The following is a 14,797-nucleotide window of genomic DNA, read 5'->3' as shown; positions in this document are numbered from 1 at the left end:
CCCCACGGGGAACGAGGAAGCGGGACGTGCCTCTGACCGAGGCCGGGATCTACGCCGCCGCCCTGCGGCTGATCGACGCGGACGGTGTCGAGGCGCTCACCATGCGCAAACTCGCCACCGAGCTCGACGCGAACCCGATGTCGCTGTACCACCACGTGCCGAACAAGGAAGCGGTGCTGCGCGGCGTGACAAGGATGGTCGGCGCCCAGTTCCGCACCGTGACGCTTGAGGACGCTCCCTGGCAGGAACGCATCCGCCTGCTGGCCATGGACTTCCGAGCCCTGGCGCACCGTCACCCCGAGCTGATGGCCTACTCGTTCAGTCACCAGCCGGACTTCATCCAGCCCGACGACCCGTTCTGGACCGCGCTCACCGCGGTCGTGGCGGCTGCCGGGGTTCCGCAGTCAGAGGTCTCGGAGATCGCGGCGCTGATGGTCGCCGTCGTCGTCGGTGTCCTCACCGCCGAACTCAACGGCTCGCTGCACCAGTGGTCGACCCTCAAGCCCCCCGCCTTTGACGAGGGCGAAGACGGTGACGGGGGCGCGGACCCTGACTCTGCGGACGTAGCCCCTGAAGGCCCTGACCAGGACCACATGTTCCGCCTCGTGATGGACACGCTGATCACGGGTCTGGAAAGCCGGCTCACCGGCGATCGTGACGGCCGGGGCGCCGGCCTCTGAGCCACACCTTCTGAGGCGCCGCGCCCCAGGCGCTGGCCCCTGAGCCGCGCCCGCAGTCGGGCGGTCTCAGGCTGCGACACGCGGGAGCCACCCCCGTCACATCGGGAAAACCGCCCGGCGGGGTGGTCCCGCAGCCTCTGCACGGCAGCCGTATGACGCTGACCCGTGGAATGACCATGGCCGTTTGGCTCGTTCCCGATCTTCCTCCCGAAGCGGGAGATCACCGGCCTTGTCGCGCATCACCCCTCCGTTCACCGGAGCGGCCATGCCGCCGAGCACTACTGCCGTGAGCGCGAGGTGGCGCCCCGTGCCGGATGAGCCGTACCTGATCTCGGTCGGTTCATCTCTCTCTTCCGCCATCCCCCATCCGCTGTCCGGAGGGCTGCCCCCATGTCCCAGAACGCCACCGCCGCTGCCCGCGGCGCCGAGACCGCACCTGAGAATGTGCCCGAGCTGTCGCACCAGCGGCGCTGGTGGATCTTGCTGGTCGTTTCGCTGTCCATGCTGATGGGTGTCCTCGACGGCACCATCGTGAACATCGCCCTGCCGTCCGCCCAGCACGCCCTCGGCTTCTCCGACGCCGACCGGCAGTGGGTGGTCACCGCCTACGCGCTGGCCTTCGGCAGCCTGCTGCTGCTCGGCGGCCGCATCGCGGACCTGGCCGGCCAGAAGGTCACCTTCCTGGTGGGTCTGGCCGGCTTCGCGGCCGCTTCCATGGTTGCGGGCGCGGCGAACAGTTTCGCCGCGCTCGTCATCGCGCGCGCCGTGCAGGGGCTGTTCGCCGCGCTGCTGGCCCCGTCCGCCCTCTCGGTCCTGATGACCACTTTCACCGATCCGCGCGAACGGGCCAGGGCCTTCACCGTCGCAGGCTCGGTCGCCGGTGCCGGCGGAGCCATCGGCCTGATTCTCGGCGGCGTGCTGACCCAGTTCCTGGACTGGCGCTGGACCATGTACGTCAACGTGATCTTCGCGGTGGTGGCGTTCGTCGGAGGGGCGGCCCTGCTGCGCCGTACCCCGCGTGACACGTCCTCCAAGCTCGACGTACCCGGCTCCCTGCTGGCCTCCATCGGCCTGTTCTGCCTGGTCTACGGATTCTCGAACGCCGAAACGCACGGCTGGGGTTCGCCGGCGACATGGGGCATGCTGGCGGCCGGCGCCGTACTGGTGGCCGTCTTCGTGTGGTGGCAGAACAGGGCGGCGTATCCGCTGCTGCCCCTGCGAGTTCTGCTGGACCGCAACCGCGGCGCCTCCTTCGCCGCCCTCTTCGTCACCGGTGCGGGCATGTTCGGCGTGTTCCTGTTCCTGACCTACTACCTGCAGCAGACCCTCGGCTACAGCGCTCTGGACACCGGCTTCGCCTTCCTGCCCCTGATAGTGGCCTCGTCGTCCGCCTCCGCCGTGGCCAACAACGTCCTGGTGGCGCGTACAGGACCGAAGCCGGTGGTCCCGCTGGGCATGGCCATTGCGGCCGCCGGGCTGATCTGGATGACCCAGCTGGACCTGAACAGCGGATACATGACGCAGGTTCTGCCTCAACTGGTGCTCGTCGGAATCGGGCTGGGCACGGTCATCGCGCCCGCCATGAGCCTGGCGACCTCCGGCGTGGAGGCAACCGATGCCGGCGTCGCGTCGGCCGCTGTCAACACCCTTCAGCAGATAGGCGGTTCCATCGGCATCGCCTTGCTCAGCACGATGGCGTCCGACGCCGCCACCGGCTACCTCTCCGGCCGCGATCCCAAGAATCCCGGCGTCCTGGCCCAGGCCGGCCTCGCGGGCTACTCCACGGCCTACTGGTGGTCGGCGGCCGTCTTCATCACCGGCCTGGTCGTCACCGCCCTGCTCTACCGCCGGGGTGTGCCCCGGCAGAACGAGAACGCCGCACCTGTCGTGCACATGTAGCGGGCCAGGTGCCGCCCCAAGGGTCCACCCCGTACCACCGGGCCGGACATGCTTGCCACCCGTTGGCGTTCAGCCCGGCACGCGGGCCGCGGCACCGCCTGGAACCAGTTCCATGAGGCGCTCAGGGATCGACAAGTCCTAACTGTCGATCTCCTCGCCCGGAGTGCACTTCGGGGACGACATCGAGGCCCGCGCTCTCGCACGTGAGGTCAATGAGTTCGGCGCCGAGGTCCGCACGGAGGGACTCGCAGCGGTTCGGTCTCTTCGCCTCCCTGCCCCTGCCGGACATCGAGGGCTCGCTCGCCGAGGCCGCCCACGCGCTCGACGTCCTCGGTGCGGACGGAATGGTGGTGGAAACCAACCACCATGGCCTCTACCCATGTGACCCCCGGTTCGAGCCGCTCTGGGAGGAGCTCGACCGCCGCCCTGAGCCCCCGAGCTGGTGGTCGACGCATCCGCTCGCCGCAGAGCTCCGTCCGTCGTCGCGCCTACAGGAAATCCCATGCCGGGAATTCAGTGGACTCCTTCTCGCTCAGCTCGGCCCAGACCGTCTTGCCGTGTCGGGCGTGCCGCGTTCCCCAGTGCTTGGCGAATTGAGCGACGAGGAGCAGGCCCCGTCCCCCCTCGTCGCAGGTGCGGGCCCGGCGCCGGTGAGGGGTGGTGCTACTCGTGTCGGAGACCTCGCACACGAGGGCACGGTCATGGATCAAGCGCAGCCGTATGGGAGGACGACCGTAGCGGATGGCGTTGGTGACCAGTTCGCTGACGATGAGCCCGGCGGAGAACTCGACCTCCTCCAAGCCCCAGATGCTCAGCTGTTGAGCGACATTCGACCGGGCTCGGGACACGCAGACGGGGTCGGCGTCCAGGTCCCAGCTGGCGACTTGCCGAGCGCCCAGGACGTGGGTGCGTGCGAGGAGCAGCGCGACATCGTCGCGTGGTCGATCAGCCTGCAGCAGGGCTTCGAGCACGGTGTCGCATATTGCTTGCAGGGAGGAGGCGGGCTGAGCGAGGGTTTCGAGGAGCAGGGCGATACCCGCTTCGACATCGTGGTCGCGGCCTTCGATCAGGCCATCGGTGTAGAGGGCAAGGACGCTGCCTTCGGGGAGGTCGAACTCCGCCGCTTCGAACGGAAGGCCACCCAGGCCCAGCGGCGGTCCGGGTGGCAGTTCGAGGAGGTCGGCGGTTCCGTCAGGGCCCACCACCGCGGGCAGCAGATGCCCCGCGCGGGCGAGGACGCACTGGCGGGAGATGGGGTCGTAGACGGCGTACAGGCAGGTGGCGCCGATGTCCCCGGCTTCTTCGATGGTCAGGTCTGTGGAGGATTCGGCGGACAGGCGGATGACGACGTCGTCCAGATGGGTGAGGAGTTCGTCGGGCGGCAGGTCGATGTCGGCCAGGGTGCGGACGGCGGTCCGCAGCCTCCCCATGGTGGCGGCGGCGTGGATGCCGTGTCCGACCACATCGCCCACCACCAGGGCGACGCGGGCTCCGGACAGTGGGATGACGTCGTACCAGTCGCCGCCGACGCCGGCCTGGGCCCCTGCGGGCAGGTAGCGATAGGCGGTCTCCACGGCCGACTGCTGTGCGGTGTGCTGCGGGAGCAGGCTGCGCTGCAGGGTGAGGGCAGTCGCACGGGCGTGTGTGTAGCGGCGGGCATTGTCGACAGCCACCGCCGCCCTGGCGGCGATCTCCTGCGCGAGGAGCAAGTCCTCGTCGTCCAAGGGGTCGGGGTTGCGGTGCCGGATGAACTGCGCGACGCCCAGGGTGGAGTCTCGGGCCCGCAGCGGCACCACCAGCGTCGAGTGGGTCCGGTGGTCGTCGGCGTCACGGGGCGCTGGCGGGCCGGTGTGCCGGGAGGGCTGACCGGCGAGGGCGCGGGCCGACGGTGAACCGCGCGGGCTGACGTGAAGCTGCTCCGGTCGGATCGTCAATGCCGGGTCGCCCTCCACCACTGATCGTTGAGCGACCCGCCGGAGCGTCGGAAGCGCGCTCACAGGGCCGTCATCTTCGCGCAGCACGGAGTCGAGCAGGTCGACGGTGACGAGGTCGGCGAAATTCTCGGTGGCGAGGTCCGCCAGCTCTTGGGCTGTGCGGGCGATGTCCAGCGTGGTGCCGATGCGCCTGCCCGCCTCGTTCACCATCGACAGCCGCCACTGCAGCCGCCGGTCCCGTTCCCGCTGGTAGACCGCCACGCCCTGCTCCGACATGCGATCGACGTACCCGGCCATCGTCGCGGTCAGCTTCCGCGTCGCTGCACTGATCAATTCGGCGTCGTCGGTCAGCTGGGGCATCTCTTCGAGTAGCCGGTCGAGCATGACACCTTGCCCCAGCCGGAAGGACCGCAGTATCACGCTGACGGGTGTCCCGTGCCGAGCAAGTCGGCGCGCGCGGTCCGGGTCCTCGGCCGGCGTTTCGATCTGGTCCGGCTCGATGCCGTGTACCAGGCCGGCCAACGCCGCGAGAACATGTTCGGTGACGTTCTCTGCCGTCATGCGGGCTACGTGGGGGTCCTCCCAGACCTCGGGGACTCCACGCTGCAGGCACCGCTCGATGTCATGGATCAGCTGGTCTGCCCGCAGGCTGACCTCACGCGCGGCACGGGACAGGAGACTGTCCGCAGGGAAGTCCACAAGACGAGGCTACGCTGCACCGGCGTGTACAGCCCGTCATGGTTCGGGGAGCGGGGCCCAGTGAGCGCACGGTCGGCGTTGAAGCCGCTCACTCAAGCGAGATCTCTTCATCGGGCAGCCACCCGTCCCAGTAGCCGTCCATGAGCCGAGCAGTTCAGCAGGCTCGGCCAGCACTCCGGCTGACCGTAACTCGACCGTCGTCCACCAGCGGGCTTGCGAGGCGAGCGCGAAGCGGACAAACGGCTGCCAGATTCCGCTGCAGGGCGCACCACGACGACGTAAACGGCGTCAGGTGCGTCTCTGCGGCAGGGGCTGCAGACGAGCGGCGAGCTACGGAGCGCGGGAAGGTGGGCGATACGACGCAGGTAACGGGTTGCCGTTGGCGGCTGGTCTCACCGGGGTGGGTCGGCCGCGGAGTCGCGGCGAACATCCTGACCGAGGCTGGCTTCGGCCCGGCTGCCCTTGACACCACGACTGCCGACATCCACTCACCCTGGCGGTGAACACCCAAGCGCAGACGTCCGTGTGCCTGCCTGAGGAGGTCGCACCCTGCCAGGACTCACGGTGGGTCGCCATCGACGACGCCGGAACCACGCAGGGCCGCGGATACCGGCTCGTCTGGTCGCGTCACTCGTCGCAGGACGGCCGTCAGCGCAAGGGCGAGTCCACGGTGGGCGTCAGCAGGATCTCGTCGAGGCCGACGATCTGGCCGATGTCGAAACCCTCCATGTCCGCGCGGAATTCAGGACTCGACAGGTACGCCTCCAGTCGTTCCCGCACGTCGTCGGCGTCCCTGTAGGAAACGAGGGCGTAGAGCCGGGGGGTCTCGTTTCCGGGCGCCGCGGGCACCGTCCAGACGCCGTGGGTGGTGATCCGGTGCTTGGCCATACCGGGAATGTGCTGGGCCCAGATCTTCTCGTAGGCGGAGAGCGCGTCGGAGTCGCGCAGGGTGTAGACGCGAAGCTGGTACTGGGACATGACACTGGTTCCTTTACTTCTGAGCATGGATGGTCGGCGGTCAGCCTTGGGGGAGTAGGTGTGCCAGTTCGGCATCCCAGTCGATGAGTCCGGACTCGGTACCCCGTGGCACCAGAGCCTGGGTGTCCTGAAGGAAGGACGAGATGTCGCGCACGGGGACCTCGAGCAAGGCGGTGCCCGCGGAAGACCCGAGGGCGATGTAGATCGACTCGTCACCCCGCCCTGCGGCCGGCCAGATCCGGACCTCCGCGTGGCCCGCGGAATCCTCCAGACCGTCAGCCAGAAGATCCCGCCCCAGGACCCATTCGACCGGCTCTTCACAGTCGACGAAGAAGGCGGCACGGACGACATAGGGATCAGCGGGCTCGTAGCGCAGACGTACGCAGAGGGGCAATGAGCAGGTGTGCGTGACGACCAGCTGCACGGCCACCCGCCGTTCTACGGCCTTCAAGGACTTCTTCATCGGCTTCCGCACCCGGGTATGGCCCGGCGGTGCCTCACACCGGCCTGTGGCGAAGAGGCAGCGCGGGTGGAGGCGGTACAGCAGGGCGCGGGCGCCGGACGGCACCGGCGCACCGCATGACGAGTGGCGCTGCACTCACTCGGCCGGCGGCCGGGGACACCGCCCCCCGACCGCCGGACGGGTCCCCGCCGCCGGCGGGGACATGGCCGAGGGGGACTGCTTGCGCTCATGGCCGATACCCGTCTCACCGGTCGTCGCGGCTCAGGTCATGGTGGTGCCTGCCCTCGCCGTCGTGCTCGTAGCGGTTCCCGTCGTGGCGGTAGGACCAGTCGGACGTCCCGCCGTGTCCCTCGCCCTCCCAACGGAAGAAGTGACCATCGCGGTAGTAGAGACCGTCGCAGTCGTGCCGGGTCGCATCGGTGCCGTGGTGGTCCTGGTGCCAGCCGCGGGTCTCGTCGCAGGAGTAGCCCCGCTCGAGCAGGTAGCCGACACCGTGGTCCCAGCTGTAGTCAGCGGCGACGGTCCGGTCGGCCGAGTGCTGGGCGGGCGCGGACGCAAGGGGCGCGGCCGAAGCGGTGCCACCGGCACCGAGCACGGCACCGGCGACCGCGACGGAGGAGACAGTGAGGGCGATGCCCTTCGCGAGCTTCTTCATGATCTTTCCTTCCCGAGGGGGTGATCTGCGCCAACGGCGGTTCCGTCAGGCGATGTATGACGCCCGGTGTGGTCCGGGCGAGCAGTTCCATACGCTGTATGGAAGCGCCTTTCTCATTGTTACCATACGCCGTATGGAACTGTCGAAGTGACGAAGGTAACCCCTACGCCGCCAGCCGGAGCGGGACCTGATGATCGGTGGCTTCACCGGCCCGGAGATCGCCTCAGCCCGGGGTGTGAGGGCTCGAAGTCACGGATGCATCCAGTTCGCCGCAGTGGCGGGTTTGCGATCGCCAGAAGGCGGGACGAGGATTTCTTTAGGGCGTGATGACCGGGGCACACCCTGATGCCGACACCGTCGATGCTGCGCCCCCTTCTGGCTGGCACACGCTCACAGCCGACAAGCGCCACGGTGAAGGAAACGGCGCAGCGAACAGGACCGAACCTGCTCATTCGGTGGCCTGGCCGGGGCGACGGGTGGGGCATCCGGCCCCGTCGCCTGACGGGAGGCTCGAGAAGCCGGCCCATGGCTTCATGACCGAGGCTGCATGACCGGGTCGATGGTCGCCGTGGGGCGGAGGCAGAGCGGAAGGAGGCTGCCCATGCGGATCGTCGTGGATCTGAATCGGTGCCAGGGATACGCGCAATGCGTGTATCTGGCGCACGAGGTCTTCAGGTTGAACGGTCAGGAGGCGCTCACCTATGAGCCGAACCCCGACGACGAGTGGCGCCCGCAGGTCGAGCGAGCGGCTGCGGCGTGCCCGGTGCAGGCGATCGTGATCGACCGCCTGGACGGCGCGAAGCGGGGCGAGGCGCCATGACTCTGCGGGCAACGGTCGCAGAGCTGGTGCGCCAGTTCCGGGCCAGCGGACGGATCGTCATCGTGGGTGCCTCTCTGGCCGGGCTGCGAGCCGCGGAGACGCTGCGCGACGAGGGCTTCACCGGTTCCCTGACCATCGTCGGGGACGAGCCGTACGAGCCCTACGACCGTCCGCCGCTCTCCAAGCAGGTGCTCAACGGCTGGGTGCCGGCCGACCACACCAGGCTGCCCCGCATGCGCGAAGTGGACGCGGAGTGGCGGCTCGGCGTGGCCGCGATCGGCCTGGACCGGGTCACCAAACAGGTGCGCCTGGCCGACGGTGAGCAGGTGCCGTACGACCGGTTGCTGATCGCGACGGGCACCCGCGCGCGGCAGTGGCCGAACCCGGCCGAGGCGGCGTTGCACGGGGTGCACACGATTCGCTCGCGTGATGACGCGGAGCAGTTGCAGAAGGACCTGGCTGAGCCGCCGTCGCGGGTTCTGGTGATCGGGGCCGGATTCATCGGCTCGGAAGTGGCCTCTGTGTGCCGGGAGCTCGACATCCCGGTGACCGTCGTCGAGCGGGGGTCGGCGCCGCTGGTCGGTGCGCTCGGCGGGGTGATCGGGGAGATCGCCGCGCAGATGCAGCGCGATCACGGTGTGGACCTGCGCTGCGGGCTGGGCGTGTCGTCGCTGGAGGGTGACTCCGGCGGACACGTGCGGCGTGCTCAGCTTTCGGACGGCTCCACCGTCGACGCCGATGTGGTGGTGGCCTCGCTGGGATCGATCCGCAACGTGGAGTGGCTGGAGGGCTCGGGGCTGGCGGCCGGTTTCTGGGGCGTCGGATGCGACGCCGGTGGCCGGGCCTTCGACATCAACGGTGTCGTCACCGACAGCGTCTACGTGGCAGGGGACGTGGCGCGCGCGCCGCACGTGCTCTACGAGTACCAGTTCCTGGCGATGGAACACTGGGACAACGCCGTCTTCGGCGCCGAGGTCGCGGCGCACAACATGGTGAACCTGGAGCCCCACTATCGCCCGCATCTGCTGCTGCCCGGCTTCTGGTCCGGCCAGTTCGGCGTGAACATCAAGTCCGTCGGCGTACCGCCTTTCGGCGACGAGATCGTCTTCACCCAAGGATCGGTCGAGGAGCGCCACTTCGCCGCCGCCTACGGTCACCGGGGCCGCATCGTCGCCGCCGTCACCTTCGATCACGGCAAGTGGCTGGAGTACTACGGGAAGCTGATCCAGCAATCAGGGCCATTCCCGCCTCCACCGGCGGGCTGGGACCAGCCCGTTGACACGGAACCGATGCCGGCCGAATTCCCGGACCCGAGGGTCCCCACTGCGATCCCCGACGTCGTCCTGACCGGACATGCCCCGAGCGAGCGGACGGCCGAGTTCCGTCCGCGCAGCCACTGACGCGCGCGCCGGCGCAAGCCGTGCAGGCGGACAGCATCGACAGGAAGAAGGAGGGGAGACCGGTGGTCGAGGAAACCCCCTGGCAGCAGGCCCTCCGCTACGCCAACCGCGCCGACCCGTACCCGTTCTACGAGCAACTCCGCAAGACTCCGGTGGCGCGGCAGCCGGACGGCACCTATGTCGTCAGCACCTACCGGGAGGTCGTCGCCCTGCTGCACGACCCACGGGTCAGTTCCGATCCACGGAAGTGTCCCGTCCCGGCCGCGGCCCAGGGAGAGGGCCTGGGGGAGCCGGCGGCCGAGCCGATCAGGGAGGTGCTGGCCGAGCCGAACATCATCACCTGCGATCCGCCCGAGCACGATCGGGACCGCCGGATGATGATGCCGCACTTCGCCGGCCCGCCCCAGGCGCCCCATCTGATCTCCGACCTGGAACCCGACATCCGTCATATCGTCGACGGCCTCCTGGACGACATGAAGGGCAAGAGCCGGATCGATGCCGTCGACGACTTCGCCTACCCCTTGCCGGTGACGGTGATCTGCAAGGTTCTGGGCGTGCCGCTGGAGGACGAGCCACGCTTCCACCAGTGGATCGAAACGGCCCTGGACGCTTTGGACTTCGGTCCGGAAGCCGCCTCCGAAGAGATCCGGAGCAGGCAGGCCGGGGCGCGTCAGGCCGTGCAGGAGTTCGGGCAGTTCGCCGGCGAGCTGCTCGACCGGTACGCCCGGCAGCCCGGCCCGGGCATGCTCTCCGCGCTGGTGAACGAGGACGGCCAGGAGGGACGGATGTCCAAGGGCGTGCTCGCGAGCAACGCCCTGCTCCTGATCTTCGCGGGACACGAAACCACGGTCAACCTCATCGCCCACAGCGTGCTCACGCTGCTCAGGCACCCGGACGCGCTGGAGGAGCTGCGTCGCCGCCCGGAGCTGATCGTGCCCGCGGTGGAGGAGCTGCTGCGCTTCGAGTCGTCGGTGCAGTTCTGGCACACCCGCTCCGCCCTGGAAGACATCGACATCGCCGGCACCACCATCCCGAGGGGGGCGCCGATCTTCCTGGTGTACGGCTCGGCCAACCGCGACCCGGAACGGTTCACCGACCCCGACGAACTGGAGCTCGAACGCCCCGACAACCAGCACCTCGGATTCAGTCAGGGCATCCACTTCTGCTTCGGCGCCCCGCTCGCGCGCCTCGAAGTCCAGATCGCGGTCGCTGAGTTCGTCCGCCGGGTGCGGAAGCCCCGGCTCGTCGAGGACCCGCCGCCGTACCGGCACAACCAGATCTTCCGCGGCCCGCGCCACGTCCTGGTCGACATCGACGGCATCCGTGACTGACCAGTGTGCGCGTGAGGGATCGCCAGGCGGGTTTTTCCACGAACGCGGGATGGTTGGAGCGGCTGGGACCGGGCGTCGGGTGGGTCAAGTCATGAGCTGAGGTGCAGAGACGTCCTCTACGGGTCGAGATGCGGCCACCGACCTGGGCTGCATATCCTTTCAGGGGACCGGGCAGAGCCGCCCGGGGCGTGGTCGTGCAGGCCCCACACCGCCCAGCGAAGAGGGCTTATCCGCAAGCCGCCTTCGTGGCGCTCACACCTCCACCGGAGGGAGTTGCGATGAGGCTCATCCACATGCACACGGTCAGGTTCACCGGAGCCGCCCTGGCGGCCATCCCACTTGCGCTCGGTGCTCTCACAACCCAGAGCAGCGCACAGGACGCGTCTCCCAGCCCCACAGGAACATTCGGTCCGGGCTGTTCGGCGCTCTCCCAGAAAGCCGACACGGCCAAGGACAAGGTTGTGGACGCCGCAGCCGCGTACCCGCAGCTGAGCCAGCTCGTCTCGGCGGCGGTCCGGGCGCATCTCACCGACACCCTGAACGACAAGCCCGCCGTCACCGTCTTCGCGCCCAACAACGAGGCGTTCAAGAACCTGACCGCATCCCAGCTCTCCTCACTCCTCAGCAACGAGGGGCAGCTGAAGAAGGTGCTGACCTACCACGTCGTGGACAAGCAGATCAAGCCGGACCAACTGTCCGACGGCTCCTTCACCACGGTTGAGGGCGGCAAACTCACCACGTCCGGCTCGGGCACCGACTTCAAGGTCAACGGCAAGGCGAACATCGTCTGCGGCAACATCAAGGCGGCGAATGCCACCATCTACGTCGTTGACTCGGTTCTCCAACCTCCGTCCTGACTCGCCCCCGTCTCGCTTCACGTGACGAGGCATGGCGTCGCACGCACGCGCGGCCGCCGTGCCTCGTCCCGTCCTGTGCCGGGTGATCCGCGGCCGCGTCATCGTACGAGGGACTTGATCAGGTCGACGGCACGGTGGATATGGTGGGTGGGGAGCCCGGATGGACTTGGGGGAATCGGTGACGTTCGAGCAAGAATGGGCCGAGATGCGAGCGGCAGCGTCCAAGCGGACTGCCACGCAACTCAACAGCGTTCCGGCCGAGGGTGGCGGTGGCGGCTACGACCTGGTGGTCAATCGGGACGACCTCGGTGCTGTGGGGAATGACGCGTACGACCTGCTGGGTCGGATGGGGAAAGAGGGCGACATCGCCCGTTCTTCCACGTTCGACGCGGCGACGGCGTTGACCAACGGGAACTTCGTGAGCGGTTCGGCCGTGCTGAAGGTGCACGACTTCTGGCAGACGCACCTGAAGACACTGCTGGACGCCTGCGCGCAGATTTCGAATCACCTCGATTACAGCAAGGCTCGGCACGCCGAGGACGAGGTGAAGATCGTAGGGCAGTTGACGGGGATCTCCGTGCTCACGGAAGACATGAAATAGGGCTCGGGGGAGCGCGCGGCATGCTGAAGTACGAGGACATCATCGACGCCCCGGTGGCGAAGCTGAAGGCCGCTGCCGACGACTGGTCGGAGATGACGGGGAAGCTTGACAAGCTCGCCACGGACGCCGCCGACGGGATGAAGGCGAAGGCGGACAAGGCGGACTGGGAGGGCGTCAACGCCGGGGTCACCAGGGCGTTCATCGGTAAGACGGTCAAGGAGTTCGCGGACGCCGCGGCCGAGGCCAAGGGTGTGAAGCTGATCCTGGAAGAGGGTCACGCGGCCATCAAGAAGGCCAAGGACGACCTCGTCAACATCCGTGACCATGAGGGGCCCGCGGCCGGCATCCGTGTGGACGGTCAGGGCAAGGTCACGGCGCGGAAACCGATCTCCGAGATCCCCGGCGCGCGGCACGACCCGGATTACAGCGAGCTCCTGCAGAAGGAGAGGCAGAGCATCGAGTCGTGGCAGAAGAGAATCGACCTCATCGTCGACAACTGCAACGACACCGACGTCGCCCTCAAGAACGCCCTCGAGGCCAACGTCACCGACCGCAAGGACTTCAGCGCTCCCACGTACACCAAGCTGGACCAGGAGGAGGCCGCCCGTGCCGCCGCTCTGGCCGCCAAGGGCCGGGACCTCACCCACGCCGAACTTCAGCAGCTCAACGAGCTGCTGAAGGACAACAGTTCGTCGGGGGAGTTCGCCAAGGACTTCTACGGGAAGCTCGGCCCCGAGAAGTCGCTCGCGTTCTTCGGCCAGCTCTCCACCGACACGTACGATTACGCCAAGGTCGATCCGGAGCGCCTCAAGGACGTCCAGGAACTCCAGAAGAACCTCGGCCTCAACCTGGCCACCGCCTCCCACGACAAGGACTTCACCGACAAGTGGGGCCCTGAGCTACGCAAGTTGGGTACGGAGCGCATCCCGCTGGCCAAGCACGATTACGGCGGGCCGTTCGGCTACCAGCTCCTCGGCGGGATCATGCGGTACGGGAACTACGACGCCAAGTTCCTCAACCCGATCGCCGAACACGTGGCGCAACTGCACGCCAAGGAACCGGACCTGTTCGCCGAGAACAAGATGGTGAACAGTTGGCTCAAGAACCCGTTCAACCCCTCCGGCGTGAACGGAGCCGGCTATGACCCGGCCACCGCCATGCTGGAGGCGCTCGGCAACAGTCCGGAAGCGGCGAAGAAGTTCTTCACCGACGCTCCGACCGCCTACAACGAGGACGGCACGGTCAACCACGGTGCCACGGCCGACCTCGGGAAGAACAAGGACGGCGGGAAGATCGACAACTACTTCGACTTCTTCAGCAACGAGAAGTGGGAGTCCTTCCCCGACGTCAACTCGACTGACCTGAAGGAGAACAAGGCGTCACTCGACCAGATGCCCGATGCCCTCGGCCACGCCCTGGAGGCGGCGACCCTCGGCTACCCTGCCGGACACCCGGACGCTCACGTGGTGCGGGACGCGGACAGCGCGGCGATCATGCAGAAGGTCATGGAGACGTACTCCTCCGACCCGGAGCTGCTCAAGAAGCATCACGAGGCGATGGCCGACAGCCTGGGCGTCATGGGCGCCGGCTACATCGACGACATCAACTGGGCGCTGGACAAGAACGATCCGGACAGCGTGTTCGCGCCGGGCAAGAATCCGGACGGCCACCTCGACTTCGCGGACACGGTGGACGGGAACGGGCGGAGCGTCGTCCGGGGCTTCCTCAGCACTCTGGGCCAGCACCCGGACGCCTACGCGACGGTCTCGACGGCGGAGCAGGTCTATACCCGCAGCGCGCTGGAGGAGACGGTGGGGCCGGACGGGAAGATCAGCGAAGGTGCGGCCAGGGCGACTGTGCGCACGGGCGCCGAGGTGCAGGGCATGCTCGACCAGTCGCGGGCCGACCAGGTCGAGGCGACGAACCTCAAAACCCACGAGGACTACGAGAAGGCGGTCGCCAAGCGGGCTGGCTGGGTCGAGTTCGGAGCCACGGCGGGGCTCGCGGCGGGCGTCGCCTTCCTCCCGGCGACCGCTGCCGTGGGCGCAGCCGCGGTGCTGATCCCGTTGGCGACCGATACCGCCAGTGGCGCTGCCGAGCAGGTCATCGGGCAGGTGGTGGGCGATGTCGCGGACAACTCGGTGGATGAGCACAAGGATAAGTGGGAGGACCTCACCCGGACCGAGAAGACCAAGATCTACTCCGCCGGTGAGAGCATGGCCGAGGCCCCGATGGAAGATTTCATGCTGCAAAACGGCGTGGACCGTGACAATGACGTGTTCGCTCAGGACCTGCGCGAATCGATGCTGCTCGGCTACGGGGTCGGCAATGACCGGGCACGTCAGCAGGGCAACGACCCGGAGACCGGCTGATGAGGATGCGGACAGTGATCAGTCGTAGGTCAGCGCGTAAGGGGCTGCTTTCCGCTGCCCTGGCCGGCTCGTTGCTTCTTGGGGCCACGGGCTGTGGAGGGGACGAGG

At 68.1% G+C, this 14,797-nt stretch carries 12 protein-coding genes and 1 pseudogene; 9 read left to right on the top strand and 4 right to left on the bottom strand.

Going from position 1 to position 14,797, the window contains the following annotated elements; translation table 11 throughout:
* Positions 1-26: 26 nt before the first annotated feature.
* From OG448_RS07160 to OG448_RS07150, 3 genes and pseudogenes are all read left to right on the top strand, one after another.
* Positions 27-680 carry a TetR/AcrR family transcriptional regulator gene (locus tag OG448_RS07160; RefSeq protein ID WP_405552089.1) on the top strand — a complete coding sequence of 218 codons (654 nt, stop codon included), beginning with the start codon at positions 27-29 and terminating at the stop codon, positions 678-680.
* Between the two features lie 390 nt (positions 681-1,070).
* A complete protein-coding gene (locus OG448_RS07155) occupies positions 1,071-2,579 on the top strand; it encodes an MFS transporter (protein WP_405552087.1) in 1,509 nt (502 codons plus the stop codon).
* Positions 2,580-2,721: 142 nt separating this feature from the next.
* Positions 2,722-3,004, top strand: a pseudogene (locus OG448_RS07150) (amidohydrolase family protein); the annotation flags it as partial.
* A gap of 63 nt (positions 3,005-3,067) precedes the next feature.
* Here the strand turns inward: OG448_RS07150 and OG448_RS07145 are convergent.
* From OG448_RS07145 to OG448_RS07130, 4 genes are all read right to left on the bottom strand, one after another.
* A complete protein-coding gene (locus OG448_RS07145; RefSeq protein ID WP_405552085.1) occupies positions 3,068-5,212 on the bottom strand; it encodes a SpoIIE family protein phosphatase in 2,145 nt (714 codons plus the stop codon).
* Positions 5,213-5,860: 648 nt separating this feature from the next.
* A complete protein-coding gene (locus tag OG448_RS07140; RefSeq protein ID WP_405552084.1) occupies positions 5,861-6,190 on the bottom strand; it encodes an NIPSNAP family protein in 330 nt (109 codons plus the stop codon).
* Positions 6,191-6,230: 40 nt separating this feature from the next.
* Entirely contained in the window at positions 6,231-6,653 is a 423-nt protein-coding gene (locus OG448_RS07135) for an SsgA family sporulation/cell division regulator (RefSeq protein ID WP_405552082.1), read from the bottom strand.
* Positions 6,654-6,897: 244 nt separating this feature from the next.
* Complete coding sequence (locus OG448_RS07130) at positions 6,898-7,308, bottom strand: hypothetical protein (protein WP_405552081.1); 411 nt, start codon at positions 7,306-7,308, stop codon at positions 6,898-6,900.
* 601 nt (positions 7,309-7,909) lie between these two features.
* Between OG448_RS07130 and OG448_RS07125 the strand changes: the two genes are divergently transcribed.
* The 6 genes from OG448_RS07125 (at position 7,910) to OG448_RS07100 (ending at position 14,689) form a co-directional block, all read left to right on the top strand.
* Positions 7,910-8,128 (top strand): ferredoxin, encoded by a 219-nt coding sequence (locus tag OG448_RS07125; protein WP_405552080.1) that lies wholly within the window; start codon positions 7,910-7,912, stop codon positions 8,126-8,128.
* Positions 8,125-9,528 (top strand): NAD(P)/FAD-dependent oxidoreductase, encoded by a 1,404-nt coding sequence (locus tag OG448_RS07120; RefSeq protein ID WP_405552078.1) that lies wholly within the window; start codon positions 8,125-8,127, stop codon positions 9,526-9,528. The genes OG448_RS07125 and OG448_RS07120 overlap by 4 nt, the downstream gene beginning before the upstream one ends.
* Positions 9,529-9,590: 62 nt before the next feature.
* A complete protein-coding gene (locus OG448_RS07115; protein ID WP_405552076.1) occupies positions 9,591-10,859 on the top strand; it encodes a cytochrome P450 in 1,269 nt (422 codons plus the stop codon).
* A 278-nt stretch (positions 10,860-11,137) separates the two neighbouring features.
* Positions 11,138-11,716 (top strand): fasciclin domain-containing protein, encoded by a 579-nt coding sequence (locus OG448_RS07110; RefSeq protein WP_405552074.1) that lies wholly within the window; start codon positions 11,138-11,140, stop codon positions 11,714-11,716.
* A gap of 178 nt (positions 11,717-11,894) precedes the next feature.
* A complete protein-coding gene (locus tag OG448_RS07105) occupies positions 11,895-12,317 on the top strand; it encodes a hypothetical protein (protein WP_405558714.1) in 423 nt (140 codons plus the stop codon).
* 20 nt (positions 12,318-12,337) lie between these two features.
* Positions 12,338-14,689, top strand: a complete 2,352-nt coding sequence (locus OG448_RS07100) for a hypothetical protein (protein WP_405552072.1) — start codon at positions 12,338-12,340, stop codon at positions 14,687-14,689.
* The last annotated feature ends 108 nt before the right edge of the window (positions 14,690-14,797 follow it).

This window comes from Streptomyces sp. NBC_01171 (assembly GCF_045039805.1).
Classification (GTDB): domain Bacteria; phylum Actinomycetota; class Actinomycetes; order Streptomycetales; family Streptomycetaceae; genus Streptomyces.
Note: the sequence above shows the minus strand (reverse complement) of the source record. Positions and strands in the feature narration are given on the sequence as shown.

What these genes read in the sequence shown, in the direction of transcription:
- OG448_RS07155 (WP_405552087.1), top strand. Translation starts at nt 1,071, where the DNA reads ATGTCCCAGAACGCCACCGCCGCTGCCCGCGGCGCCGAGACCGCACCT.
- OG448_RS07140 (WP_405552084.1), bottom strand. Translation starts at nt 6,190, where the DNA reads ATGTCCCAGTACCAGCTTCGCGTCTACACCCTGCGCGACTCCGACGCG.
- OG448_RS07135 (WP_405552082.1), bottom strand. Translation starts at nt 6,653, where the DNA reads ATGAAGAAGTCCTTGAAGGCCGTAGAACGGCGGGTGGCCGTGCAGCTG.
- OG448_RS07130 (WP_405552081.1), bottom strand. Translation starts at nt 7,308, where the DNA reads ATGAAGAAGCTCGCGAAGGGCATCGCCCTCACTGTCTCCTCCGTCGCG.
- OG448_RS07125 (WP_405552080.1), top strand. Translation starts at nt 7,910, where the DNA reads ATGCGGATCGTCGTGGATCTGAATCGGTGCCAGGGATACGCGCAATGC.
- OG448_RS07120 (WP_405552078.1), top strand. Translation starts at nt 8,125, where the DNA reads ATGACTCTGCGGGCAACGGTCGCAGAGCTGGTGCGCCAGTTCCGGGCC.
- OG448_RS07110 (WP_405552074.1), top strand. Translation starts at nt 11,138, where the DNA reads ATGAGGCTCATCCACATGCACACGGTCAGGTTCACCGGAGCCGCCCTG.
- OG448_RS07100 (WP_405552072.1), top strand. Translation starts at nt 12,338, where the DNA reads ATGCTGAAGTACGAGGACATCATCGACGCCCCGGTGGCGAAGCTGAAG.